Source organism: Mycolicibacterium aubagnense, assembly GCF_010730955.1.
In the GTDB taxonomy this organism is placed as follows: domain Bacteria; phylum Actinomycetota; class Actinomycetes; order Mycobacteriales; family Mycobacteriaceae; genus Mycobacterium; species Mycobacterium aubagnense.
The window spans coordinates 1,338,442-1,363,147 of sequence record NZ_AP022577.1; the positions used below are offsets into that span (position 1 = coordinate 1,338,442).

A 24,706-nucleotide genomic window follows, 5' to 3' on the forward strand; every position below is an offset into this window, starting at 1 on the left:
TGAGAATAGCATTCTCTTTTGAGGTAATTAAGATTTACACTAGGTCGAAAGCTCGGGAGGGCAGCCTTGTGATGGAACACGACGACGGGACACGTACCCCCGTCATCGACGCCAGCGTGCACATCTTCTTCGGATCGAACCGGGACCTGCGGGATGCGCTGCGCGAACCGTTCAAGAGCCGCGGCTTCCCGGACTACGAAATGGACTGGTATGGCGCACCCGGAGGCGAATACGCCCCCGGGACCAAGGGGCCTGACGGCCAGTACCCCGGTTCTGATCCTGACATCGTTGCACGCCATCTGTTCGACAACCGCGGTGTCGATGTTGCTGTGCTGCACCCGATGTCGCGCGGAATCATGCCCGACCGGCACCTCGGCAGCGCGCTGGCCGCCGCGCACAACGAAATGCTGGTGTCACGCTGGCTGGAGCATCCCGAATTCGGCGACCGCTTTCGCGGCACCATCCGCATCAATCCCGACGACATTCCCGGAGCCCTGCGCGAGATCGCCAAGTACAAGGACCACCCCAGAGTGGTGCAACTCGGCATCCCGCTGCAGTCGCGCGAACTCTTCGGCAAGCCACAGTTCTGGCCGTTGTGGGAAGCGGCGATCGAAGCGAACCTGCCGGTGGCCGCGCACATCGAGGTGGGGGCCGGCATCGCCTCCGCGCCAACGCCGTCCGGCGTGCCGAACACCTATGAGCAGTACGCCGGCTTCATGGCGCTGAACTTCCTCTACCACCTGATGAACATGATCGCGGAGGGTGTCTTCGAGCGGATGCCCGAGCTCAAGTTCGTGTGGGCCGACGGCGCCGCCGACCTGCTGACCCCGTTCATGTGGCGCATGGACTGTTTCGGCAGGCCGCATCTCGAGCAGACGCCATGGGCGCCGAAGATGCCCAGCGACTACCTGCCCGACCACGTGTATTTCGTCCAGGGCGCACTGGACGGACCCGGCGACACCGAATTCGCCGGCGAATGGCTGAGTTTCACCGGCAAGGACGACATGGTGATGTACGGATCCAGCTACCCGCACTGGCAGCTCAACGACCTCACAATGCCCAGCTCCTATACCGCCGAGCAGCGCGACAAGCTGTGCTGGCGAAACGCCGCCGCACTGTACGGCATCGCCGTACCGGTCGGCGTGTGAGGAAGGAAGGATCGCAATGAGTGTGACTGTCACGCAGCGCAAACCCGCGGCCGAGCGCATCGCCGTCCGATGTGTCGATTCCGATGTGCACCCCGCCCCGCGCCGGGGCGAGTTGATCCAGTACATCCCCGAGCCCTGGCGCACCAGGTACTTCCTCAGCCGTAACGTCGGCGAACAGATCTACTACGACGCTCCCGACTACGCGCACACGTTCGCGATGCGCGTCGACGCCTTCCCACCGGACGGTGAATTCGCCTGCAGCGACCCCGATCTCGCCTTTCAGCAGCTGATCATGCAGGCTGGGGCAGACATCGCGATCCTGGAACCCGCCGCGTATCCGGCGCGGATCGGTGGCGCCAACCACGCGCTCAACGTGGCGCTGAACGAGTGGCAGCTCCATCACTGGCTCGACAGCCACAACAACTGGCACGAACGCTGGCGTGGCTCGATCTGCGTGGCGATCGAAGAGCCGCACGCCGCCGCGGCGGAGATCGAGCGACTGGCCGGCCACCCCTTCCTGGGCCAGATTCTGATCAAGGCCGAACCGCGTCCCGCGTGGGGCGACCCGAAATACGATCCGGTCTGGGCCGCGGCCACCAAGGCGGACATGCCGGTGAGCTGTCACCTTTCCCGCAGCCATCACGAAGAGTTACCCATGCCACCTGTCGGCATGCCCAGCTACAACCACGACTTCATGGTCACCTACTCGCTGCTCGCCGCGAACCAGGTGATGAGCATGATCTTCGAGGGGCTGTTCGACCGATTCCCCACGCTGCGCATCGTTTTCGTCGAGCACGCGTTCACCTGGATCCTTCCGCTGATGTGGCGCATGGACAAGCTCTACGAGGCCCGCAAGTCGTGGCTCGACATCAAGCGCAAACCGAGCGAGTACGTCAAGGACCACATCAAGTTCACCACCCAGCCCCTGGACTACCCCGAGGACAAGACCGAACTCACCCGGACGTTCGAGTGGATGGAGTGCGAGAAGATCCTGCTGTTCAGCTCGGACTACCCGCACTGGACCTTCGACGACCCGCGCTGGCTGGTCAAGCACCTGCCCGAGCACGCGCGGGAAGCCGTGATGTTCCGCAACGGCATCGAGACGTACAAGCTCCCGAGCACCGTGCCGGCGCTCGAGGGACAGGTCCGGGTGTTCTGAATTGACCGAACCACAAGAGCCCCGGCTGGCGCAGGGGCGCGAGCACGTCGTCGCCACCGTCGACGAAATCCCGCCGGGCACGCACAAATTGGTGCCCATCGGACGGCACGGAGTCGGCGTCTACAACGTGCACGGCACCTTCTACGCCATCGCGAACTACTGCCCGCACGAAGGCGGTCCGTTGTGTTCTGGCCGCCCGCGCGGGCGGACGATCGTCGACGACAGTGTGCCGGGTGACGCCGTGATGGTGCGCGACCTGGAGTTCATCTACTGCCCGTGGCACCAATGGGGCTTCGAATTGGCCACCGGCACAACAGCGGTGAAGCCCGAGTGGAGCATCCGGACGTACCCGGTGCGGGTCATCGGCAACGAGGTGTGGGTGCAGGCATGACCACTCCCTATTGCGCGAGCGTGCGTGTCTGCACAGGACACGCCGCCCATTTCTGGCATTTTGCGCACGTTCGCGGAGGTGCATCGTGAGAACGCCACTCGGCCCCGCACTCAAGCGCGGCGAGCAGGTCATCGAGATCAACGGCGGCAACGTCGTGTACGAAATCCTCGGCAAAACGGGCGATTTCATCGCCCTGACGCCCGGAGGCCGGTTCAGCAAGGACATCCCGGGTTTGCGTCCCCTGGCGCAGGCCCTGGTCGAGGGCGGCTACCGGGTGCTGCTGTGGGACCGGCCCAACTGCGGCAAGTCCGATGTGCAGTTCTATGGCCAGAGCGAATCGCACATGCGGGCCGAAACGCTGTACACGCTCATCTCCAAGCTGGGCATCGGACCCTGCATCCTCGCCGGCGGCTCGGGCGGGGCCCGGGACTCGATGCTCACCGCGATGCTCTACCCCGAGATCGTCACCAAGCTGGTGGTCTGGAACATCGTCGGGGGCGTGTACGGCTCCTTTGTCCTCGGCTCGTACTACATCGTGCCGAGCATCCTGGCAGTGCGCGGGGCGGGGATGAAAGGCGTTGCCCAAGTGGATGAGTGGCGCGACCGTATCGCCGACAACCCGGCGAACGTCGCCCGCCTGCAGTCCTACGACGCCGGTGAGTTCCTCAAGCTGATGCTGCGGTGGCTGGGTGCGTTCGTGCCCAAACCCGGCCAGACGATCCCGGGGGTCGAGGACGAGATGTTCGACAACATCACGGTGCCGACCCTGATCATCCGTGGCGGGGAGAACGACCTGGACCACCCGAAGCGGACGTCACTGGAAGTCAGCTGCCTCATCAAAGGTTCCCAACTGATCGACCCGCCGTGGCCGGAAGACGCCTGGGAGCGGGCCAACGAGACCCGGGCGGCGGGAAAGGTCAAACACTTCAACATGTTCGACACCTGGGTGCAGGCCGCGCCGCCGATCCTGGAGTTCCTCCGCCGATGACTTCATACCGTGCGGATGCGCACCTCACAGTTCAGCGACGCCTCCAGCGCCGTGTGGATGCGGCTCTCCGGAATCCGTTCCAGGTCCACCTTGGCCAGCGTCACGGTGACGATGTCGAAACCTTCCGAGCCGGGCTCACGTGCCACTTCTCCGGTGATCCCGAATCGCGCCAGCACGCCGTACGCGTCGTCATCGGTACCGCGACTGACATAGGTGACGACGCCGAGCTCCGGCGCGGTGCCGAATGCCTTGGCGCACAGGGCGACACCGGAATCCGGCCCACGTCCGGCGATCAGCAGTTGCACCTGGCGGCGCCGGGGCGGCAGCGCCGCCAGATTCACGTCGATCACGTCGAGACCCGCCGCGGCGGCGAGCTCCTTGAGGACCGCCATGCCGTCCGCTAACTGCTCTGACGTGAGTTCACCCGCCGGATCGACATCGACCCGCACCACCGCCGTGCGCATGCCGCTCAGCCTAACGGTGGCCACGTGGCCGGAGCTCACCCCGCGGCTGCTGCGCACCGGCGGCGCCCACAGCGAGGACCACGACAGCTACATCGCAGCCGGCGGCTATCGCGATCTCACCGACCCCGAGCGGCTGCTCGACGAGGTCGACCGCTCCGGGCTCCGCGGCCGCGGCGGCGCAGCATTCCCCATGGCGGTCAAGCTGCGTTCGGTCCGGGCGGGTGGCCGTGACCGCGGCGGAGCGATCGTCGTCGCCAATGGCGAAGAGGGCGAACCGGCGTCCATCAAAGACCGCTGGCTGCTGCGCAACCGACCCCATCTGGTGCTGGACGGCTTGCGGCTGGCGGCGACCATCGTCGGCGCCCAGCGGGCGTACGTCTATGTCTCAGACCCAGCCTCCGCAGCCAGCGTGGAAACCGCTGTCGCGCAGCGGCACCCGGGGCCACCCGTCGAGGTGGTGACTGTCACGCCCGGGTATGTCGCCGGCGAGGAGACCGCCGCCGTGCGTGCCATCAACGGTGGTCCGGCCAAGCCCACCGACAAACCACCGCGCCCGTTCGAGCAGGGTGTCGCCACGCTGCCCACGCTCGTCAGCAATGTGGAGACCCTGGCGAATCTCCCCCACATTCACGCGCATGGCGGCCAGGACTTCAGATCCGTCGGCACCGCATCGTCGCCGGGCTCGTTCCTGGCGACCATCACCGGCGCCGGCCGACCGCCCGCCCTCTATGAGCTGCCGCACGGCGTCAGATTCGCCGAGGTGCTCGAATTCCATGGCGTGCCGGCCGAAATGGCGACGGGCACCCTGATGGGCGGCTATTTCGCCGGCCTCCTGGGCCCTGGTGTGTTGGATGCGACGCTGGACCATGAAACCCTGCGCAGTTTGGGCAGCGGTCTGGGCTGCGGCGCCATCTCGATCCTGAACGGTGATTGCCCGGTGGCTGTCGCCGCGGCGGTGCTGGCGTACTTCGACCGGGAGAACGCCGGGCAATGCGGGTCGTGCTTCAACGGCACCGCAGCGATGGCCGCCGCCGCGGCGGGTCTGCGCGACGGCCTCGCGACCGGCGACGACATCGCCCGGCTGCGGAGGTGGTCCCGGGAGCTGCGCGGGCGTGGCGCGTGCGCGACGTTGGACGGCGCCGCCAACATCGCCGCCAGTCTCCTCGATCAATTCCCCGCCGAAGTGGCACGTCACCTGGAGAACGGTTGCCCGGCATGCCAATCCGGCGGTGTCATCCCTGCGCGACCATACGAAGTGGAGGCGGTGATGATGGCATGAAGATCCGCCTGGACCGGACGATGTGCGACGGGTTCGGCATCTGCGCCAAGCATGCGCCGTCGTACTTCTCCCTCGACGACTGGGGCTACGCGACACTCGTCGGCACCGGCGAGGTACCCGAGGCAGACCAGCCCGCCGTCATGCGCGCGCTACTGGACTGCCCGGTGCACGCCATCATCGAAATGACCGGCGGTCCACTCGCAGTGCCCACGCCCGCGCCGATTCACGGCGAGGCGCCCGAACCACACCCAGAGACCGACGCCAACGAAGCAGAATGGGGATTCGTCCGTTGACTCGCATACCGCTGCCGCAAGTGACGCCTGAGAACGAGTTCTATTGGACCGCAGGGGCCGACGGCGCGCTGCGCATCACCGCATGCGAGAAGTGCAACGCGCTGATCCATCCGCCGGCGCCGGTCTGCCGCTACTGCCGCGAGCGAAAGATGGGCGTCCGCACGGTGTCCGGTCTCGCGACGCTCATCGGCTTCACGCTCAACCAGCGATTCAGCATTCCCGGGTTGCCGGCTCCCTATGTGGTCGCCCAGGTGGCGCTGGTCGAAGATCCGCGAGTCCGCTTGACCACCAACATCATCGACTGCGATCCCGAGCAGTTGGCGCTGGGCCAGCAGGTGGAAGTCGTCTTCGAGCAGCACGAGGACGTGTGGCTGCCGCTGTTCCGCCCAGTCGCCGCCCAACCGGCGCCGGCTCCGCTGCCGACCGACGAGATCGAACCGCAGGACTTCGCCAAGCACGTGCGGCCGATGACCACCACCGAGAAGTTCGAAGACAAGGCCGCCATCACCGGTATCGGCGCCTCGCAGATGGGCCGCCGCCTGATGCTGGACCCGCTGGCGCTGACCATCGAGGCGTGCGAGAACGCCATCGCCGATGCCGGGTTGACCATGGCAGACATCGACGGGCTCTCGACCTGGCCCGGCGCGGGTCTCCCCGGCCCCTTCGGCGAGGGCGGGGTGACCGCGCTGGAGACCGCCCTGGGCCTCAAGCCGACCTGGTACAACGGCGGACCCGAGACCTTCGGGCCCGGCGGCTCGGTCATCGCGGCCATGCTGGCCGTCGCCGGTGGCTTGGCCCGCCACGTGCTGTGCTTCCGCACCCTGTGGCAGGCCACGTACGACGAACTCATGAAGCAGGGCAAGGCCGCGCCGATGGGCGGTACCCGCACCACCAGCTGGCAGCTGCCGTTCGGTGCGACATCGGCCGCACACACCCTGGCGCAGAACGCGCAACGCCATATGCGCCGCTACGGCACCACCAGGGAGACACTCGGCTGGATTGCGTTGAACCAGCGCGCGAATGCCGCGCTGAACCCGACTGCCATCTACCGCAATCCGATGACCATGGACGACTATCTGAACGCCCGGCCCATCACCACGCCGTTCGGGCTCTACGACTGCGACGTGCCGTGCGACGCGTCCATCGCCGTCATCGTGTCGGCCGTCGACGTGGCCCGCGACCTCGCCAAGCCGCCGATCCGCGTCGAAGCGGTCGGCACACAAATTCTCGAGCCGATCGAGTGGGACCAGAGCACGCTGACCCACGAACCGCAGGTGCTCGGCCAGGCCGCCCACCTGTGGACCCGAACCAACTTGAGGCCCAAGGATGTTGACGTCGCCGAACTGTACGACGGGTTCACGTTCAACTGTCTGTCCTGGATCGAAGCACTCGGGTTCTGCGGTATCGGTGAGGCCAAGGACTTCCTTGCCAGCGGCACCAACATCGCCCGCGATGGCGTGCTGCCCCTGAACACCCACGGCGGTCAGTTGTCGCATGGCCGCACCCACGGTATGGGCCTGGTTTACGAGGCGATTTCGCAGTTGCGCGGCGAGGCCGGTGAGCGTCAGGTCGCCGACGCCCGCGTGGCGGTGGTCAGCAGTGGCGGCCTCACTCCCAGCGGGGTGCTTCTCCTACGGACCGACTCATGAGCGCGGCGAGTAGCGCATCCGGATCGCCCATCCGCACTGTGCCGCGGATGGTCCGCGTCGGCGACGTCATGATGTCAGGGCTGATCGCCGAAGCTGAGGAGCCACGCGCCGTCATCGTCGCCGTACACGGCGGTGGCAGCAGCGCAGCGTATTTCGATTGTCCGGGGCACCCACGACTGTCGCTGATGCGCACCGCGGCGGCACTCGGCTACACGGTCGTCGCACTGGACCGCCCCGGATACGGGGCGTCCGACGCCTACCCCGATGCCATCGTGCAGCCGGAGCAGCGGATCGCCCTCGGCTACGGCGCGGTGGACGCGATGCTCGGGCCCAGGAACCGTGGCGCCGGCGTATTCCTGCTCGGTCACTCCAACGGTTGCGAGCTGGCGCTCCGCATGGCCGTCGACGAACGAGCGCCCCGGGCAGATGTTTTCGGCATCGCGTTGGCCGGTACCGGCCTGCGCTATCAGGACGCCGCCATGGAGATGCTCAAGTCGGCGTCGGTCACCCACCGCCCGCCCGGGCTGCGCGAACTGCTGTGGCACCCGGCAGAGCTCTATCCGCCGTTGACGAACACCCCCAATGCGCGCAGCGGCGCCCGGTACGAGGCCGCGATGGTGCAGGACTGGCCCCGCAGTGACTTCCCGGCGCTCGCCGCCAAGGTCCGGGTACCGGTGCACTTCACCGTCGCCGAGCATGAACGGGTCTGGCAGACGGACCCGAATGCCCTCGCGGCCATCAGCGGGTTGTTCACCGCCGCACCGCGGATGACGGTCCACCACCAGGTTGGGGCGGGCCACAACATCAGCGTTTCGGTAGGGGCTGCGGCCTACCACCTCACCATCCTGGCGTTCATCGAGGAATGTCTGGCCAACCAGCGCAGCACCACAGTCACATCGGAGGTCGGTTAGTGCGAGTCGGGTTCATCGGTCTCGGCAGCCAGGGCGCGCCGATGGCGCGCCGCATCGTGGCAGCGGGATATCCACTGACATTGTGGGCCCGGCGGGCGGCCTCCCTCGAACCGTTCGCCGACACCACAGCCAAGGTCGTGGAGACGCCGTCCGAGTTGGCTGCAGTCAGCGACCTGGTCTCTATCTGCGTGGTCGGAGACGACGACGTGCGCCAGGTGCTGGACGGAGACAACGGCATCTTCGCCGGATTGGCACCCGGTGGCATCATCGCCATCCACAGCACCGTGCATCCAGACACCTGCTGCGATCTCGCCAAATCCGCAGCAGACAGGGGGATTTCACTGATCGATGCGCCGGTCAGCGGCGGTGGTCCGGCCGCCGCCGCAGGCCGTCTCCTCGTAATGGTCGGCGGCGAGCCTGACGTCGTTGAGCGCTGTCGACCGGTGTTCGCCACGTACGCCGACCCGATCGTTCACCTCGGCGACGTCGGTTCGGGTCAGGTGACCAAACTGCTGAACAACCTGCTGTTCACCGCCAATATCGCGACCGCGAAATCCACCCTGGACCTGGGCCAGGCGCTGGGCGTCTCAGTGGACAGCCTCGCCGCGGTGATCACCCAAGGGTCGGCCAACAGCTTCGCGCTCGGCCGCATCGCGCAATTCGGCGGCAGCCTGGACGTCCTCAAATCCGTGGCAGCGGACCTGCTGACAAAAGACGTGCGCCTGATCGCGGACCTCGCCGAGGCCGCCGGCGCCACACCGGGGGCGGTGCTCGAATCCGCCGATGCCGCACTGGGTTTGATGGGCCGAACGCGGTGAACACGGTCGGCTTCGTCGGGGCGGGACGCATGGGTGGCGCCATGGTCGGCCGCCTCGTCGCGGCCGGCCACGAGGTGAACGTCCTGGCACGCACACCGGAGAAGAGCGCGGCCATCACCGCACTCGGCGCGACCCCGGTCATCGACCTGGCCGCCATCTGTGCAGGCGCCGACACGGTCGTCATCTGTGTCTTCACCGACGAGCAGGTCCGGGACGTCGCCGATGCCCTGGTGGCCGACCTGCGCCCGGGCACCGTCCTGGTCATCCACACCACCTGCAGCCCGCGCACTGCCGAGACCCTCGCTGACCGCGGCGTGGACGTCATCGACGCCGCGGTCAGCGGCGGTCCGCACGATATCGCCGCGGGCCGGTTGACGTTGTTCGTCGGCGGCTCCGACGCCGCGGTCGCGCGAGCCAGGCCCGTCCTGTCGTGTTACGGCGACCCGATCATCCACACCGGCCCGCCGGGCACGGGCCAGCGGGTCAAGCTCGTCAACAATGCGTTGTTCGCGGCTCAGATCGGGTTGATCAGCGCCGCAGTCGAACTCGGCGAGCGACTGGGCGTCCCCGAATCTACGCTGCTGACCGCCCTGCCCCACGCCAGCGCGGGCAGCCGCGCGCTGGACAGCATCTCGCGAGCGGGTTCGGCCGCGTCGTTCCGCGCGGTCGTCGGCGAGTTCCTGAGCAAGGACGTGGCGACGGTCCGAGCCACCGCGGCTGAGTTGGGCACCGGCCTGGGCGTGCTCGACACCATCATCGACACCGGCATGGCGCCGACGGGAGGGAGCAATCCAGCATGACCGCAACGAAACTCGTGTTCGACCCGTTCTCCGAGGACTTCTTCAACGGACCATGGGAGACCTACCGGCGAATGCGTACAGAAGCACCGGTCTATTACAGCGAGGAACACGACTTCTACGCGCTGTCCCGGCACGACGACGTCGCTCCTGCCTACCGCGACTTCGAGACCTATTCGTCGGCGTACGGTGCGGACCTGGCACAGGTGCGCACGGGGGTCGAGATGCCGGGCAACATGCGGATGATCATCTTCATGGATCCGCCCGAGCACCGCCACATCCGTAGCCTGCTGAACAAGGTGTTCACCCCGCGGGCAATCCAGTCGCAGGGCGACATGGTCCGCGCGAAGATCGACAAGTACCTGAACCGCCTCGATCCCCACGGATTCGACGCGGTACAGGACTTCACCGGACCGTTCCCCGTCGAGGTGATCACCAACATGATGGGCGTGCCCGAGGAGGAGGCCCAGCAGGTGCGGTACTGGATCGATGAATCGCTGCACCGCGAAATCGGTCAGGTCGAAAGCTCGGAGGAGGGTATCCAGGCCTATATCGACAGTGCGGCTTTCTATTTCGAACTGGCGCGCCAACGCAAAGAAGCACCGGGCGACGACTTGATCAGCCGCCTCCTGGCGGCCGAGACCGAACGCGAAGACGGCACCATCACCAAGCTCGAGGACTACGAGATCGCCGGATTCGCTTCATTGCTGGGCGGTGCCGGCGCCGAGACGGTGACCAAGTTGGTCGGTAACGCGGTCTACCTGTTCGCCCGTCATCCCGAGCAGTGGCAGAAGCTGTTGGAAGATCGCAGCAAGATCCCCGCCGCCGTCGAGGAGCTGTTGCGGTACGAGGCACCATCGCAGTACAACGTGCGCCGCAGTATGAAAGACGTACAGCTACACGGCACGACAATTCCCGAGGGCGCTCCGGTGTTCCTGCTCGGCGGTTCCGCCAACCGAGACCCCGAGGCGTGGACCGACGCCGACACTTTCGATATCGACCGCAACCACACCGAGGCCCAGAACCTCGGTTTCGGGTATGGCATCCACAGCTGCCTTGGGGCGGCGCTGGCGCGCATGGAGAGTGCCGTCGCGCTTGATGCATTACTGGACTTCATGCCGCGTTACGAAATCGATTGGGACGGTTGCAGACGCGTCCACATGCAGAATGTGATGGGATGGCAGAACGTCCCGGTCCGGGTGCTGCGATGAGCAAGGTGAGCGTCGACTTCGGGCTGTGCGAGAGCAACGGCGTCTGTGCGGGAATCATCCCCGACGTGTTCCATCTCGATGACCAGGACTACCTGCACATCCGGCAGGACGAGGTGACGCCGGCCAACCGGGACCGGATCCTCGAAGCCGTCCGCCAATGTCCCCGCCAGGCGATATCGATCACGGAGGATCCCGCATGAAGCCCTATCGCGTCGTTCAATGGACGACCGGCAATGTCGGCAAGAGCTCGGTCAAAGCCGTTGCCGCACATCCAGACCTGGAACTCGTCGGATGCTACGCCTGGTCACCGGACAAGGCCGGCCGGGATGTCGGCGAGCTGTGCGGGATCGAGCCCACCGGGGTGACCGCCACCAATGATGTCGCAGCACTGCTGGCACAGAAGCCGGATTGCGTGGTGTACAACCCGATGTGGATCGACGTCGACGAAGTCGTGCGCATCCTGGAAGCCGGCGTCAATGTCGTTGCGACAGCCTCTTTCATCACCGGACACAACCTGGGCCGCGACCGGGAGCGCATCACCGAGGCATGCCGCGTCGGCGGCTCGACCATGTTCGGCTCCGGGGTCAGCCCGGGTTTCGCCGAGCTGCTGGCAATCGTCGGCGCGATGGCGTGCGACCGGGTGGACAAGGTGACGGTCTCCGAGGCCGCCGACACCACCTTCTACGACTCACCCGCCACCGAAATCCCCTGTGGCTTCGGCATGCCCATCGATTCACCGGACCTGCCGCCGATGGCCGCCGCGGGCACCGCGATCTTCGGTGAGGCGGTTCGGTTACTGGCCGACTCGCTGGGCGTCGAACTCGACGACGTGCGGTGCGAAGCCGAATACGCCCAGACGACCGCAGACCTCGATCTCGGCTCGTGGACCATCGAGAAGGGCTGCGTCGCGGGCGTCGCCGCGAGCTGGCAAGGTGTGGTCGCCGGTAAGACGGTCATCGAGCTCAAGGTGCGGTGGCGCAAAGGCCAGTCACTCGAGCCCGATTGGGAGCTCGACGCCGACGCATGGACCATCACCATCGACGGGCGACCGACGGTCACCATGAAGGTCGGCTTCCTGCCGCCGCCGGACTTCCAGGCGACGACGATGGCGGAATTCATGACCCTGGGCCACATCATGACGGCGATGCCCGCCATCAACGCGATCCCGGCCGTCGTCGCGGCCGCACCCGGCATCGCCACCTACAACGACCTGCCACTGACCCTACCGCGCATGAAAGGCCTTGCATGAAAGAAGGATTCGAGAATCGGGTCGCCCTGATCACCGGGGCCGGCTCGGGCATCGGACGCGCCACCGCCCTGGCATTCGCCAAGGCGGGCGCCCGCGTCGTCGCCACCGACATCAACGGCGACGCGGCCCACGAAACCGCAGAATCGATCGGCGACGCCGCCATTGCCGTCGCCTCCGATATCTCTGACGAGGAGTCCGTCGCGCGGGCCGTGACTGCCGCCCTCGACACCTACGGCCATATCGACGTGCTGTCCAACAACGCCGGCGTCATCGACTCCATGGCGCTACCGGCCGATACCACGCTCGCCGAATGGGACCGGGTCATCCGGATCAATCTGACCGGCACGTTCATCGTGACGCACGCGGTGCTCCCCCACATGCTCGGCCAACGGCGCGGCGTCATCGTCAACACCGGCTCGGCCGCCGGAGTGCGGGGTGGATCAGCGGGCGCCGCGTACACCGCCTCCAAGCACGGCGTCATCGGCCTGACCCGTAACATCGCCTGGTCCTACGCCAAGGACGGGATTCGGTGCAACGCCATCCTGCCCGGTCCCACGCTCACCGGAATCACCGGCAGTATCAGCGGATTCAACGAGACGGGTCAGGCGCGCCTGACGCCGATCATCTCAGCGGCCCCGGATATCGCGCTGCCCGAGCAGATGGCCGACGTGATCGTCTTCCTGGCTTCCGATGCCGCCGCATTCGTCAACGGCGCGATCGTGGCGGCCGACGGAGGGTGGTCGGCGGGCTGACGCCCGCCAGCCGTCAGGTCGTGTCAGGCCCCGAAGCCCGACAGGATCACGGCGTTGCAGTCCGCGGCAGACTGCCGGACTTTCGCGGCCGCCTGGTACGCGTCGGATTCGTACCAGGCGCGCGCGGCGTCCACCGATTCGAACTCCAGCACGACGGTCTGGTTGCCGTGCCAGCTGCCCTCGAGCACCTGGGGGTTCTGGTCCACCGACACGATCGTGGCGGACGACATCGCCTTGCCGGCCAGCTTGGCGTACTCAGCCATGCCGGCCGGGTCCTTGACGTCCTCGGTGAGGATCACATATCCCTTTGCCACTCGAATCTCCTTGACTAGTCGTTGGTTTCGACGATTGCTTGTTCGGGACAGTTCGCCATGGCATCGCGAACCGCAACGACGAGATCAGCCGCCACCTCCGAAGGGTCGGCGACCGCATAACCGTCGTCGGTCATGCTGAAGACGTCGGGGCACAACGTCAGGCACATGCCGTGGCCACGGCACCGGTCCTCGTCGACGACAACCTTCATGACGCGCTCCCCGCAGGATCGAATTCGAGGTGCAGATCGATGATGCCACGCAGGATGTACGTCGGAATGTATTGGTACCGGCGGTTTCCCGCGGGCCCGTGGTGCGCCTCGGAGATCCGGATGTCGGAGGTTCGGTCCAGGAGCCGCTCCAATGCCACACGCGTCTCGGCCCGCGCCAATGGGGCGCCCGGGCAGCTGTGGATGCCGCGCCCGAACGCCAGGTGCTGCCGGGCGTTCTTGCGCTCGGCGTCGAACGTGTCGGGATCCTCGAAGCGACGCGGATCACGGTTGGCCGCACCGTTGATCACCATGAGCGTGCAGCCCGCGCCGATCACCTCGTCACCGATGGTGGTCGGCACGCGAGAGAGCCGGAAGTCGCCCTTCACCGGGCTCTCGATACGCAGGCATTCTTCGATGAAGTTCGGCAGTAGACTGCGATCCGCGCGGAGCTTGGACTGGATGTCGGGTTGCTCACCGATCACCTTCAGCGCCGTACTGAGCAGCCGGACCGTGGTCTCCTGCCCGGCCGAGAAGACGTTCGTGGCCACCCGCACCACGTCGTCGACCGTCGGCATGGTCCCGTCGGGGAACGTCGCGGTGGCCAGACCGGTCAGCACATCATCGCGCGGTTCGCGGCGGCGATCCTCCACATACACCGCGAAGGCCTCGTAGAGGTACTCGAAAGGTGTTTTTGAGAGCGTCTTTTCGTCGGTGCTGCCGAGTCCACCGCCGTGGGTGCCCTTCGCGAGCCGCTCGAGCAGTTCGGGGCAATCCTCGTCGGGTACACCGAGCAGGTCCGCGATGACGCGCAGGGTGAACGGCCCGGCGAAACCCTTGATGAACTCACCCTCGCCGGGAGCCAGGAACTCCCCGAGCATGTCGTCGGCGATCCGCCACATCGCGTCCTCGTTCTCCTTGAGGCGCTTGGGCGTGATCAGCCGCATCAGCAGGGCGCGGTGATTGGTGTGCGTCGGCGGGTCCAGGGTGGGCAGCTGGTCGCTGTACGGAATCTCGTCGCGGTGCTTCTCGATGAGCTCGCTGACGTCGTCGCCGTCCAGCGGCACCGGGAAGCCCGGGAACGGGCCTGTCACCGAGATGCATGACGAGAACGTGTCAGCGTCGTTGTAGACGTCGACCGCTTCCTGCCAGCCGGTGACCATCGTGACGCCGTAGTGCTCTTCGCGCGCCACCGGGCACTTGTTGCGCAGCGCCTCGTAAAACGGGTACGGGTCGTCGGTCAGCCGATCATCCCGGAAGAAATCGACCGCGCTGAGGTCTTCCGACACCTGTCCTCCATTCCAAGCACGCTCAGATGAGAATGTGATTCTCAAATGTGGTGATTACATTTCCATAGTGGTTCGCCGGCGTCAATGCGCCTGGCGGTCATTGGATCGGTTCGTCGCCGAGGACGGTGGTGCGCAGCATCTCTCGCGGCGAGTCGGCGGCGTAAGGGGCGGCGCGGTGCAGCACGCCGCGGTTGTCCCAGATGACGGTGTCCCCCACCGACCACGTATGGCTGTACACCTTCTCGGCAACCGTGGCTCGCTCCAGCAGTTCGGCGAGCAGTGCGCGTCCCTCGTCCCGGTCCATGCCGACGATGTGGTCCGCGGACGCGCCGAGGACCAGCGACCTGCGGCCGCTGAGATGCGTCCAGACCAACGGGTGCTCGTGTGTCCGCCGCGACCGCCACACCGCCAACTGCTCTGGCGACGGGTCGGGAGTGACCCGGCGCTGCGATGCCTCAAGCGAGTGCACCACCCGCATCTGCCCGTAGCGCTCCTGTTCAACGGCGCTCAACTCGTCATATGCGTCATAGGAATTGGCGAACTCGGTCTCGCCGCCGCTCGCCGCCACCGCGACGGCCGAGAGCACGGTCGCCTTCTGCGGATAGGTGTCCTCGATAGGGGTGCAGCCGTCGATGTGCCAGTCGAACGTCGCGCGGAGATAGGCCGCCGAGGCGTTCTTGGACGTGTCGAGAGTGATCGGATAGATTCCCGCGACCGGGTGGTGGCCGTCCGATGAGTGATCGACAGCGCCGAGTCTGCGACTGAACGCGACCTGCTCGTCCGGATCGAGGTGCAGACCGGGAAAGACCAGTACGCCGTTGTCCTCCAAGGCATCGAGCACTGCCGCGGCCAGGGCATCATCGGCGACCAGTCGCCCCGCATCGACGCCGACCACTTCGGCGCCGACCGACGACGTCAACTTGTTGAGCGTCAGCAGACTCACGGCACCGGCGCTCCGAGACGATTCATGATGGCGTCGGCGGAGTCGGCCGGCTTCTGCGTGCCGAAGATCTCGACGGCCATCGAAACCATGATCATCGAGTAGATCAGGTGTAGCAGGTTGAGCGCGTCGTCCGGCAGGTCGTCGAGTCCGTACTTGTCGCAGTAGTCGATGGCCTCCTCGAAGCGGGGCGTGAATGCGTCGTAGAACCGACGGATCTCGGCCATCGGGGTCTGCATGCGCATCTCCCAGCGTTCGGGTTCGGTTGCCAGGCACCACTGCTCGGCGAACGACTCGAACTCGGCGAAGGCACTGGGCAGTCGGGACTCGGCCACGATCACACCCCCGCCGGGGTGCGCCGGGCCTGGTATTCCTCAACCCAGTCGACCGATACCTTGTGCAGATGGCGCACCAGGATCTCCTGGTCCGACAGCGGGTAGTCGTCGACGACGTCGTACTCGAGTGCCGCCTGGGTCCCGCCGAGCATGCCGGCGTCCTGGAGAGCGAACTCCTTGAGCACCACCGAGGCGACCTCGTGCTCGATGCGCTCCCGTATGGTGCGCGCCGGGTGAAACGCGTTGTACGCCTCGAACTTATGGGTGTTGTGCGACGTCGGCCAGTAGCGGTACAGCAGATACCAGCCGTGGTAGATCAAGATCTCCAGGTTGGGGAAGATCTGGAAGTTCGTGATGCCCCACGGTTCGATGCCGCCCGGATTCAAGCCGGCCGAGAAGCGGGTCTCCGGGGTCCGCCAGGGCCCCACCAGGCCGCTGCGCGTCACCCTTTCGACCGGGTACATGTAGTCGGGGTCGAGCTTCCAGCGGCGGGTACCCGCTGTCGACACCAATCGGTGTGGTCCGTCGATCTGGAAGTGCCCGCATTCGAAGGTGGCGTTGGGTTGACGCACCGCGCTGGGCACCTGCTGGGAGTGCAGCGACGGCACATGGTAGTACTCCTGGAACGCGTCGGCGAAGATCTTCCAATTGCTGTTGTTCTCCGCCGCGAAGTCGTAACGCTCGGTCATCAACCCGAACGGGTAGTCGTCGAGCGCGGTGATCATCGGGCCGAGGAACTCCCGCAGGCTCCACTGGGGCTCGGGATCGAAGTTGATGAAGATGAAGCCGTTCCATACCTCGCAGTGCACGGGCTTCAACCCGTACCGGGAGCTGTCCAGCCCGAAGAACTCCCCTTCCTGCTGCACGAACGTCAGGTCGCCTTTGAGATCGTAGCGCCAGCCGTGGTACTTGCAGGTGAACTGCCGACAGCCGCCTTTGGTCTCTTCGTTGGGAAAGTCGTTCCACACCAGCTTGTTTCCGCGGTGCCGGCAGATGTTGTGGAAGGCGCGGATCTGTTCGTCGCGACCCTTCACCACGATCACCGAGGTCCTGGCGGCGTCGATCTCCTTGGTGAAGTAGCTGCCGACGCGCGGCACCTCCTCGATCCGCCCGACGTTGAGCCACGCCCGTTTGAAGACCGCCTCACGTTCGAGTTCGTAGAATTCCGGTGAGATCGAGTCGCGGAAGGAAATCGGCCCCGTGCCGAGTTCGGGGTAGTGCTCAGTCCAGCTGCCTTCAGCCGGCTTGGGCCACTTGGCCATGAACTCCTCCTCGAAGTGGTTGTGTCACATCGTTTTCCGTCACATCACAGCCCCGCCGTTGACACCGAGGGTCTGCCCGGTGATGAAGCCGGCCTCCGGCGAGCACAGGAAGCCGACCGCGGCGGCGATGTCGTCACCGGTGCCGAGGTGGCCCACCGGGATGCTCGCCGCCATCTGCTCGTTGGGCGGCAGGTTGCCCGCCGCCTGCGACTGGTGCTGCATCGGCGTCTCGATGCCCGAAGGCGGCACGTTGTTCACGGTGATTCCGGACGGACCGTATTCGCGGGCGAGCGATTTCGTCAGCGACAGCAGCGCGCCCTTGGACGCGGCATAGTGCGCCATGCCAGGCGACCCGCGCTGCGCGCTGGACGAGGAGATCATCACGATGCGCCCCCACCCGGCGGCCAGCATGTCGGGCACCGCGACCTGACAACAGTGGAACGTACCGGTCAGATTGACGTCGATGAGCCGCTGCCACGAATCGACGGTGATGTCGGTGAACGCCGCGAAATCAACCACGCCGGCGCTGGTGACCAGGATGTGCACGGGTCCGAACTCGCTACGCACCTTGGCGAAGGCTTCTTCCACCGACGCGCGGTCGCCGACATCGACGGCGATCCCGAGCGCCTCCACCCCGTCGGCGCGCAGGTCTTCGGCGACTCGCTGCGCCGCTCCACTGTTCAGGTCGAGGACGGCCACCTTGTGTCCCCGCCGCCCCAGTTCGTGACAGGTCGCCTCACCCATGCCCGATGCGCCACCGGTCACCACTGCCACGCGTGTCATGTGCACTCCTACTCGTAAACCACTCGGACGGTCTTGCTGGTCGGCAGCGACTGACAGGTCAGCACCCAGCCGTCGGCGACCTCGTCATCGTCAAGGGCGTCGTTGTTGAGCATGCGTGCGCTGCCTTCGACGATGCGGGCCATACACGTTCCGCAGGAACCGGTTTCACACGAGGAGGGCGCCCGCAGCCCGGCAATGCGCGCCGTCTGCAGCAGCGTGTTGCCCGCCCGGTACTCCACGGTCGTCTTGCGGCGGTCGAGTTCGATCGTGACTTCCTCGGTGTCCGACGCAGCCGCATCAGCGGCAGTGACCGCGACGATCTGAAAGCGCTCCAGGTGAATTCGGCTGCGCGGCGTGCCAGTCTGCATGACGGCGGATTCCACCGCGTCCATGAACGGCCCCGGCCCGCAGATGTAGAACTCGGCATCGCCGGCATCGGCGATGAAGGACGCGATGGCCTCCGGCTGCACGATGCCATCGACGTCGTCGAGGTGGTGACGCACCGTCAGGCGGTCGGGATGCGACTGCACCAGTGCACCAAGGGAATCGGCGAAGATCACCGAGTCACGACTGCGGTTGGCGTAGAACAACCGGATGCGGCGCGAGGTCCCCGCCAGCGCGGCGCCGATCAGTGAGTGGATCGGCGTGATCCCGCTGCCACCGGCGAAGGCGACGATGTCGCGCTCCCCCTCTCTCAGGACGAACCGCCCTTCCGGCGGGGCGGCATCGATGTGATCGCCCGCCGCGGCGGTGTCGTTCAGCCAGTTCGAGACGAGGCCGCCCCCGTCCCGCTTGACGGTGATCTGCAAGTCGTCGCCGTTGTGTGGCGACGACGACATCGAGTAGCACCGCCGGTGCTGGTCCCCGGCCAGGTGCACCCGCAGGGTCAGGAATTGCCCTGCCTGGTAACGGAATCGGGGCGCGCAGTCCTCCGGGATGTCGAGAACCAGCGACACCGCGTCGCCGGTTTCCCGCACCACCCGCTTGATGCGCAGTGACGCGAAGTCGTCCACAAGATCAGCCATCTCGTCGAGAGTATCAAGTACTTGTTATTGATATCAAGCACTTGATACTGACTTGTTGGGTTGGTCCACGTTTATTGGGTTGGCCCACGTCGTTGACCCTGTATTCAGGGCGCAAAAGTGCGAGTGGTGCGCACCGAGATGTGAGGGTGAACGCGACGGGCAGTCGATTGCGCGGTAGCGCTCAGTCGCCCACGTGATCGTCGATCAGCTTGTGCCCGGTGCCCTGCTCGACGACGCGCGTGAGCAGCCGCTTCAGGGTCTCCTGCTCGTCGGCGGTGAGCACGCCGAACACCGCTTCGTGCGCCTGCACCGCGTCGCTGACGACCGCGGCGGCGGTCTTGCGCCCCTGATCGGTCAGGAAGGCCTGCAAGATGCGGGCATGTTGGGGATCGGCCTTGCGCTCCACGAGTCCACGGTCTTCGAGTGCCTTCAGCGCCAACTGCACGCCCTGCGGCGTGATGAGCAAACGGCGCGCCAGGTCCGCGCCGGACAGCCCCGGCTCGTTGGCGAGTTGGCGCAGGACACCGATCTGGGCAGTGCTGACCCCGTGACTACTGACGGCTTCGTTCACCGACGTCAGCGAGAAGTAGAAGGCCTGCTTGAGGTACCAGAGGAGGTTTTGGTCCAAGTCCACTACGCACCTCCGTCCACCTGCTTGTAGATTTGCCCGTCTTTCATCACGAAGCGCACGTCCAGCGTACTGGCGATATTGCGGGAGACGTCGCCGGGGACGGCCACGATATCCGCGCGGTAGCCGGCGGCCAGACGTCCGAGTTCGTCGTCGGCGTCAATGAGCTCGGCGCTGGTCACCGTGGCCGCGCGGATGGCCTGCATCGGCGTCATGCCGCGGTCGACGAGCGCGCACAACTCCTTCGCGTTCTGCCCGTGTGGAACGGCCGGCGCATCGGTTCCGCAGGCGATGCGTACGCCGGCGGCGATGGCCTTCGGCAGCATCGCCTGCGCCTGCGGAAACACCACCTCGGCCTTTCTGCGCAGCTCGGGCGCGATGCGGTCGACGGCCATGGCCTCGGTGAGGTAGGTGGTCGAAACCAGGAACGTGCCGGTGTCGGCCATCAATTGGATGGTGTCGTCGGTCGCCAGGAAGCCGTGCTCGATGCAGTCGATGCCGGCGCGGATGCAGGCCCGAATCGCAGTGTCCCCCACCGCGTGTGCAGCCACGCGCACTCCCGCGCGGTGCGCCTCGTCGGCGATCGCGGCGAACTCGTCGTCGGAATACTGCTGCGCACCCGGAGCGGTGCTGTGTGACATCACGCCACCCGAGGCGGACACCTTGATCAGCTTGGCGCCGTGCCGAACCTGGTAGCGCACGCAGGCCCGGACCTCATCGACGCCGTTGGCGATGCCCTCCCCGACCGACAGCGGCATGATGCCCGGCGCCAGGCGCTGGAACACCGTCGGGTCGAGGTGGCCACCGTACGGCGTCACCGCGTGTCCGGCCGGATAGATGCGAGGGCCGACATGCCAGCCCTGGTCGATGGCCCGCATGAGGGCGACATCCAGCAGGTAGCCACCAGTCTTGACCATCAACCCGAGGTTGCGCACGGTGGTGAAACCGGCGTCCAGCGTGGCGCGGGCATTGACGGCGCCGCGCAGCGTCCGGTATGCCGGATCATCCTGCACGCCGTGCATCGGGCTCGGCAGCCCTTCCGGCCCTCCGGGGCCACCGATCAGCAGGTTGAGCTCCATGTCCATCAGGCCCGGCAGCAACGTCACGTCACCGAGATCGATGACGACGGCCGAATCCGGCAATGGCTCAACAGGATTGACGGCCTTGATGCGGTTGCCCTCGACCACGATGACGGCCGGTGACCGCACCTCGCCGCTGTCGACGTCGGCCCACCGGGCAGCCCGCAGCACAGTCAGCTCTGCCACTGGCGCCGTCATGGGATCGGTTCGTAGACGCAGTCGAGCTTCGTGGCCCCGGAGTCGGGAACGCGGGGCTGTTTCCAGCACTCGACGGGGAACGACACCATGATCATGGAGTAGAGCAGGTGCATGAGGTTCAGGACGTCCTCGGGCATGTCGTCGAGGCTGAACTTGTCACAGAACGCGATGGCATCTTCTGCTCGTGGGGTGATCGCGTCGTAGAACGCCTGCATCTGCGCCATGGAGCTGTCCAACCGCTTGGCGTAGCGCTGGGCCTCGGTCGGCAGGCACCACTCGGAAAATGGCTCCAGGTCGGCAAATTCGGCCGGCAGATTCACCGTCATGGTCAGACCCCCGCGGTCTTGCGCTGGTACTCCTCGATCCAGGCGGCGGTTTCGTGGTGCAGGTGCCGGATCAGTACTTCTTGGTCACACAACAGGAATTCGTTGACGGTGCGGGACTCGACCATGGTCTGGGTGGCCTCCAGCGTGTTGGCGTCCTGCAGGCCGTACTCCTTGAACGTCACCGCCGCGAGCTCCTGCCCGATGCGTTCGCGGGGACTGCGTGCCTGCGGGAAGTACAGCGTGCATTCGAAGAGATGCGTGTTGTACGACGTCGGCCAGTAGTGATAGGTCAGGTACCAGCCCTGCCCCCAGAACAGCACGACGAAGTTCGGGAACAACTGGAACGAATCCAGGCCCCACGGATCACATTTCGCCGGATTCAGGCCGGCGGGCAGCTCCCCCAGATCGGGTGAATCCCACGGCCCGAACAACCCGCTCTGGCAGATGTCCTCCATGGGCTTGCGCATCTCGGCGCCCATCTCCCAGACGCGGACACCGGAGGTGCTGACCAGCCGGTGCGGCCCGTCGATGCGGTAGTGCGGCGCCTCGAAACCGGCCTGGGCCGCTGCCTTCGAATAGTTGGTCGGCGACTGGTTCGCATGCAGTACCGGTGCGTGGTAGAACTCCTGGAACGCGTCCATGTAGAGCTTCCAATTCGCTTTGACCTCAGAGCGATAGGTGAACTTCGAGGTCAGTTTCTCGAACGGATAGCCCTCCAGACCCAGGATCATGGGGCCGAGAAAATCGCGCAGCGACTGCTCCGGTTGGGAGGCGAAGTTGACGAAGATGAAGCCCTCCCAGACGTCACAGTGCACGGGCACCAGCCCGTACCGGCCTTTGTCCAGGTCGAAGAACTCACCCTCCTGCTGCACGAACGTCAGGTTGCCGTCGAGGTCGTACCGCCAGGCGTGGTACTTGCAGGTGAACTGCTTACAGAAGCCCTTGGTCTCCTCCAGCGGCATGTCGTTCCACACCAGCTTGTTGCCCCGGTGGCGGCAGATGTTGTGAAAGGCCTTCACCTCGCCGGCATTGTTGCGGACCACGATGATCGAGGTGTTCACGACCTTGAGCTCTTTGGTGAAGTAGCTGCCTTTGCGCGGAAGTTGTTCGACACGACCGACATTCAGCCACGCACGCTTGAACACCGCCTTGCGTTCGATCTCGTACTGCTCGGGACTGATGGAGTCCTCGTACGACACCGGTTCGGTGCCCAGTCGCGGATAGTGTTCAGTCCAACTGCCTTCGGGCGGTTTGGGGAACCGGGCCATGGCGCACTCCTCCTCGACGTGACGACACAGCCGACGGTATCTGCCCGATGCCCCAATGACAAGTAGTTGATACTCGACGTCGCCAGCGCCTCGTCAGGCGAACTTGATCGCCGACACGTACATGTCGACGACCGGCCGGAACAGGTCGACGCCGTCGAGCTCGTTGCTCAAGACGATGGCATCGCTGGTGGCGAGGAGAATCTGGGCGAACGTGACCGCCGGTATCAGCAGCGTCCCGCCCAGGCGGTCGACACCCTCGACGATGAAGCCGGCCAACGCCTCCACCACCTCAGATCGCCTGGCCGCCACTCGATCTCGCACCTCTGGGTTGCGCAGGAGATAGAGGGTGAACTCGTACCCCAATGCGGCATGCTCGGCACCGCGGCCACGGCTCAGCTCCAGCCAGCGTTCGGCGATCTCGTCGCGCTCGTGCGCTCCGACACGTTCCGACCTCGACATCACTTCCGCGAATTTGTCGAAGTATTGGCGCCAGTAGCGGTCGTTGACCGCGAGGAACAGATCTTCCTTGGTGGCGAAGTGCTTGTAAATCGCCCCCTTGGTATAGCCGGCAACCGACGCGATCTCATCGAGAGTTGCTGGCGTGAAGCCCTTTTCGGCGAAGACGTCCTCAGCTGCATTCAACAGCAGCGAACGCGTGTGTTCCAGTCGCCGCTCCCGCGTCCAACGCTCCACCATGAAAAAATTCTGCCATAGATTCCCAGATTCCTATTGGAAACTGAGATACCAGTGAGTATCTTCAAGACAACACGAACTCGAGGAGGCCTCGTGAGTGAACTGCTGAGCAAGAAATCCACTGTCACCGAGTCGCTGGACGGATCCGCGAATCTCGGTGGCAGCCAAGCCCCGTCGGCGCCAGTCAAGATCTGGGCGTTCTTCGGCGGCGCCCTGCTGCTCTTCCAGATTTATGTCTGGACCCGCTGGGTCACCGGGCCATATTTCGTCCGGGTACCCGGCGGCCCGACCGACCCGCCGACCTACATGAAGGTCATGCTCATGGTGAACTGCGCCTTCATGGTGGTGGCATTCCCCACCGCCGTCTGGTGGTTCCTCATCAGGCCCTGGCTGCGCGAGCGGCGCATCACGCTCGACGGCATGCTGTTCGTCTCGTGCGCCCTGTTCTTCTTCCAGGATCCCCTGCTCAACTACACCAACACCTGGTGCACGTACAACATGTGGATCTGGAACATGGGCTCCTGGACGTCGAATATCCCCAGCTGGGTCTCCCCCGAATCGCCGGGACACCAAGTGGGCGAACCGCTTCCCATCAACATGCCCGGCTACGGCATGGTGCTGGTGACGTTGATGGTCGGCTGTTTCGCGATGCGCAAGATCAAGTCGCGCTGGCCGAACATCAGCAACTTCCGATTGATCTGTGCGACATACGTTTTCTGCTTCTTCTTCGACTTCGTCATGGAGGGACTGATCCTGGCGCCGATCGGGCTCTTCGTATATCCCGGCGCGATTCGCGCAGTGTCGATCAATGCCGGTACCTACTACCAATGGCCGGTATACGAAGGACTCATGTGGGGCGCCGTCATGACAACGCTGTGCTGCCTGCGGTTCTTCACCGATGACCGCGGTCGCACGGTCGTCGAGCGCGGGCTGGACCACGTTCGCGGCGGGGTGTTCCGGCAGCAGATGGTCCGGTTCCTGGCGATCTTCGCCGCCTGCAGTGCCGCGTTCTTCTTCCTGTACAACGTGCCCGCCCAGTGGTTCGGCCTGCACTCCGACCCGTGGCCCGAGGACGTGCAGAAGCGGTCGTACTTCAGCCAGAGCGTCTGCGACGAGAACACTCCGTGCCCGAACCCGGTGCTGCCCATGCCGACCAAGCGCTCCGGATACATCAACGTCGACGGCAAGCTCGTCCTCCCACCGGGCACAGAGATGCCCAAGGACGCCCCCGTCCAAACCGGGAAGTGAGGC

29 protein-coding genes are annotated in these 24,706 nt (G+C 65.6%); 15 read left to right on the top strand and 14 right to left on the bottom strand.

Features of this window, described 5'->3' with window-relative positions:
• The first annotated feature begins 71 nt into the window (after nucleotides 1-71).
• The 4 genes from G6N59_RS06550 (at nucleotide 72) to G6N59_RS06565 (ending at nucleotide 3,686) form a co-directional block, all read left to right on the top strand.
• A complete protein-coding gene (locus G6N59_RS06550) occupies nucleotides 72-1,148 on the top strand; it encodes an amidohydrolase family protein (RefSeq protein WP_138231339.1) in 1,077 nt (358 codons plus the stop codon).
• Between the two features lie 16 nt (nucleotides 1,149-1,164).
• On the top strand, nucleotides 1,165-2,307 hold the full coding sequence (locus tag G6N59_RS06555) for an amidohydrolase family protein (RefSeq protein ID WP_138231340.1): 1,143 nt from the start codon (nucleotides 1,165-1,167) through the stop codon (nucleotides 2,305-2,307).
• A 1-nt stretch (nucleotide 2,308) separates the two neighbouring features.
• A complete protein-coding gene (locus G6N59_RS06560) occupies nucleotides 2,309-2,698 on the top strand; it encodes a Rieske (2Fe-2S) protein (protein ID WP_138231341.1) in 390 nt (129 codons plus the stop codon).
• 85 nt (nucleotides 2,699-2,783) lie between these two features.
• The gene (locus G6N59_RS06565; protein ID WP_234884302.1) at nucleotides 2,784-3,686 is read left to right on the top strand and encodes an alpha/beta fold hydrolase; all 903 of its coding nucleotides are present in this window, start codon (nucleotides 2,784-2,786) and stop codon (nucleotides 3,684-3,686) included.
• Between the two features lie 2 nt (nucleotides 3,687-3,688).
• Here G6N59_RS06565 and G6N59_RS06570 read toward each other — a convergent pair whose 3' ends face one another.
• Nucleotides 3,689-4,150: a hypothetical protein gene (locus G6N59_RS06570; RefSeq protein ID WP_138231342.1), complete on the bottom strand. Its 462-nt coding sequence runs from the start codon at nucleotides 4,148-4,150 to the stop codon at nucleotides 3,689-3,691.
• Between G6N59_RS06570 and G6N59_RS06575 the strand changes: the two genes are divergently transcribed.
• Genes G6N59_RS06575 through G6N59_RS06620 form a run of 10 tightly spaced genes read left to right on the top strand, consistent with a single transcriptional unit; the run spans nucleotide 4,149 to nucleotide 13,109 of the window.
• Nucleotides 4,149-5,429, top strand: a complete 1,281-nt coding sequence (locus tag G6N59_RS06575; protein WP_138231343.1) for an NADH-ubiquinone oxidoreductase-F iron-sulfur binding region domain-containing protein — start codon at nucleotides 4,149-4,151, stop codon at nucleotides 5,427-5,429. The two genes, G6N59_RS06570 and G6N59_RS06575, sit on opposite strands and share 2 nt — an antisense overlap.
• Entirely contained in the window at nucleotides 5,426-5,722 is a 297-nt protein-coding gene (locus G6N59_RS06580) for a ferredoxin (protein WP_138231344.1), read from the top strand. Before G6N59_RS06575 ends, G6N59_RS06580 begins: the two co-directional genes overlap by 4 nt.
• Nucleotides 5,704-7,371: a thiolase C-terminal domain-containing protein gene (locus G6N59_RS06585; protein ID WP_138231345.1), complete on the top strand. Its 1,668-nt coding sequence runs from the start codon at nucleotides 5,704-5,706 to the stop codon at nucleotides 7,369-7,371. The genes G6N59_RS06580 and G6N59_RS06585 overlap by 19 nt, the downstream gene beginning before the upstream one ends.
• On the top strand, nucleotides 7,368-8,282 hold the full coding sequence (locus tag G6N59_RS06590) for an alpha/beta hydrolase (protein ID WP_138231346.1): 915 nt from the start codon (nucleotides 7,368-7,370) through the stop codon (nucleotides 8,280-8,282). Before G6N59_RS06585 ends, G6N59_RS06590 begins: the two co-directional genes overlap by 4 nt.
• Nucleotides 8,282-9,100 (top strand): NAD(P)-dependent oxidoreductase, encoded by an 819-nt coding sequence (locus G6N59_RS06595; RefSeq protein WP_138231347.1) that lies wholly within the window; start codon nucleotides 8,282-8,284, stop codon nucleotides 9,098-9,100. Before G6N59_RS06590 ends, G6N59_RS06595 begins: the two co-directional genes overlap by 1 nt.
• Nucleotides 9,097-9,900 carry an NAD(P)-dependent oxidoreductase gene (locus G6N59_RS06600; protein WP_138231348.1) on the top strand — a complete coding sequence of 268 codons (804 nt, stop codon included), beginning with the start codon at nucleotides 9,097-9,099 and terminating at the stop codon, nucleotides 9,898-9,900. The genes G6N59_RS06595 and G6N59_RS06600 overlap by 4 nt, the downstream gene beginning before the upstream one ends.
• Nucleotides 9,897-11,108, top strand: coding sequence for a cytochrome P450 (locus G6N59_RS06605; protein ID WP_138231349.1), 1,212 nt, complete (start codon nucleotides 9,897-9,899; stop codon nucleotides 11,106-11,108). The genes G6N59_RS06600 and G6N59_RS06605 overlap by 4 nt, the downstream gene beginning before the upstream one ends.
• Nucleotides 11,105-11,308, top strand: coding sequence for a ferredoxin (locus G6N59_RS06610; RefSeq protein ID WP_138231350.1), 204 nt, complete (start codon nucleotides 11,105-11,107; stop codon nucleotides 11,306-11,308). The genes G6N59_RS06605 and G6N59_RS06610 overlap by 4 nt, the downstream gene beginning before the upstream one ends.
• Nucleotides 11,305-12,357 (top strand): NAD(P)H-dependent amine dehydrogenase family protein, encoded by a 1,053-nt coding sequence (locus tag G6N59_RS06615; protein WP_138231351.1) that lies wholly within the window; start codon nucleotides 11,305-11,307, stop codon nucleotides 12,355-12,357. Before G6N59_RS06610 ends, G6N59_RS06615 begins: the two co-directional genes overlap by 4 nt.
• On the top strand, nucleotides 12,354-13,109 hold the full coding sequence (locus tag G6N59_RS06620) for an SDR family NAD(P)-dependent oxidoreductase (RefSeq protein WP_138231352.1): 756 nt from the start codon (nucleotides 12,354-12,356) through the stop codon (nucleotides 13,107-13,109). The genes G6N59_RS06615 and G6N59_RS06620 overlap by 4 nt, the downstream gene beginning before the upstream one ends.
• Nucleotides 13,110-13,132: 23 nt before the next feature.
• On the opposite strand, the gene G6N59_RS06625 is transcribed toward G6N59_RS06620, so the two are convergent.
• The 13 genes from G6N59_RS06625 to G6N59_RS06685 all read right to left on the bottom strand — a co-directional run bounded on the left by G6N59_RS06625 (nucleotide 13,133) and on the right by G6N59_RS06685 (nucleotide 23,458).
• A complete protein-coding gene (locus G6N59_RS06625) occupies nucleotides 13,133-13,423 on the bottom strand; it encodes a DUF1330 domain-containing protein (protein WP_020102581.1) in 291 nt (96 codons plus the stop codon).
• Nucleotides 13,424-13,437: 14 nt separating this feature from the next.
• On the bottom strand, nucleotides 13,438-13,632 hold the full coding sequence (locus G6N59_RS06630) for a ferredoxin (protein ID WP_138231353.1): 195 nt from the start codon (nucleotides 13,630-13,632) through the stop codon (nucleotides 13,438-13,440).
• Entirely contained in the window at nucleotides 13,629-14,918 is a 1,290-nt protein-coding gene (locus tag G6N59_RS06635; protein ID WP_138231354.1) for a cytochrome P450, read from the bottom strand. Before G6N59_RS06635 ends, G6N59_RS06630 begins: the two co-directional genes overlap by 4 nt.
• A 97-nt stretch (nucleotides 14,919-15,015) precedes the next feature.
• Entirely contained in the window at nucleotides 15,016-15,861 is an 846-nt protein-coding gene (locus G6N59_RS06640; protein WP_138231355.1) for a TauD/TfdA dioxygenase family protein, read from the bottom strand.
• On the bottom strand, nucleotides 15,858-16,193 hold the full coding sequence (locus tag G6N59_RS06645; protein ID WP_138231356.1) for a hypothetical protein: 336 nt from the start codon (nucleotides 16,191-16,193) through the stop codon (nucleotides 15,858-15,860). The genes G6N59_RS06640 and G6N59_RS06645 overlap by 4 nt, the downstream gene beginning before the upstream one ends.
• Before the next feature lie 2 nt (nucleotides 16,194-16,195).
• Complete coding sequence (locus tag G6N59_RS06650) at nucleotides 16,196-17,455, bottom strand: aromatic ring-hydroxylating oxygenase subunit alpha (RefSeq protein ID WP_138231357.1); 1,260 nt, start codon at nucleotides 17,453-17,455, stop codon at nucleotides 16,196-16,198.
• 39 nt (nucleotides 17,456-17,494) lie between these two features.
• Complete coding sequence (locus tag G6N59_RS06655; protein WP_138231358.1) at nucleotides 17,495-18,238, bottom strand: SDR family NAD(P)-dependent oxidoreductase; 744 nt, start codon at nucleotides 18,236-18,238, stop codon at nucleotides 17,495-17,497.
• A gap of 8 nt (nucleotides 18,239-18,246) precedes the next feature.
• Nucleotides 18,247-19,263, bottom strand: a complete 1,017-nt coding sequence (locus tag G6N59_RS06660) for a ferredoxin--NADP reductase (protein WP_138231359.1) — start codon at nucleotides 19,261-19,263, stop codon at nucleotides 18,247-18,249.
• Nucleotides 19,264-19,444: 181 nt separating this feature from the next.
• Complete coding sequence (locus tag G6N59_RS06665) at nucleotides 19,445-19,897, bottom strand: MarR family winged helix-turn-helix transcriptional regulator (RefSeq protein WP_138231360.1); 453 nt, start codon at nucleotides 19,895-19,897, stop codon at nucleotides 19,445-19,447.
• On the bottom strand, nucleotides 19,897-21,168 hold the full coding sequence (locus tag G6N59_RS06670; protein ID WP_138231361.1) for a metal-dependent hydrolase family protein: 1,272 nt from the start codon (nucleotides 21,166-21,168) through the stop codon (nucleotides 19,897-19,899). Before G6N59_RS06670 ends, G6N59_RS06665 begins: the two co-directional genes overlap by 1 nt.
• Complete coding sequence (locus tag G6N59_RS06675; RefSeq protein WP_138231362.1) at nucleotides 21,165-21,494, bottom strand: hypothetical protein; 330 nt, start codon at nucleotides 21,492-21,494, stop codon at nucleotides 21,165-21,167. The genes G6N59_RS06670 and G6N59_RS06675 overlap by 4 nt, the downstream gene beginning before the upstream one ends.
• Before the next feature lie 2 nt (nucleotides 21,495-21,496).
• Entirely contained in the window at nucleotides 21,497-22,762 is a 1,266-nt protein-coding gene (locus tag G6N59_RS06680; protein WP_138231363.1) for an aromatic ring-hydroxylating oxygenase subunit alpha, read from the bottom strand.
• Between the two features lie 93 nt (nucleotides 22,763-22,855).
• A complete protein-coding gene (locus tag G6N59_RS06685) occupies nucleotides 22,856-23,458 on the bottom strand; it encodes a TetR/AcrR family transcriptional regulator (RefSeq protein WP_138231364.1) in 603 nt (200 codons plus the stop codon).
• Nucleotides 23,459-23,548: 90 nt separating this feature from the next.
• On the opposite strand from G6N59_RS06685, the gene G6N59_RS06690 reads away from it, so the two are divergent.
• On the top strand, nucleotides 23,549-24,703 hold the full coding sequence (locus G6N59_RS06690; protein ID WP_138231365.1) for a spirocyclase AveC family protein: 1,155 nt from the start codon (nucleotides 23,549-23,551) through the stop codon (nucleotides 24,701-24,703).
• The last annotated feature ends 3 nt before the right edge of the window (nucleotides 24,704-24,706 follow it).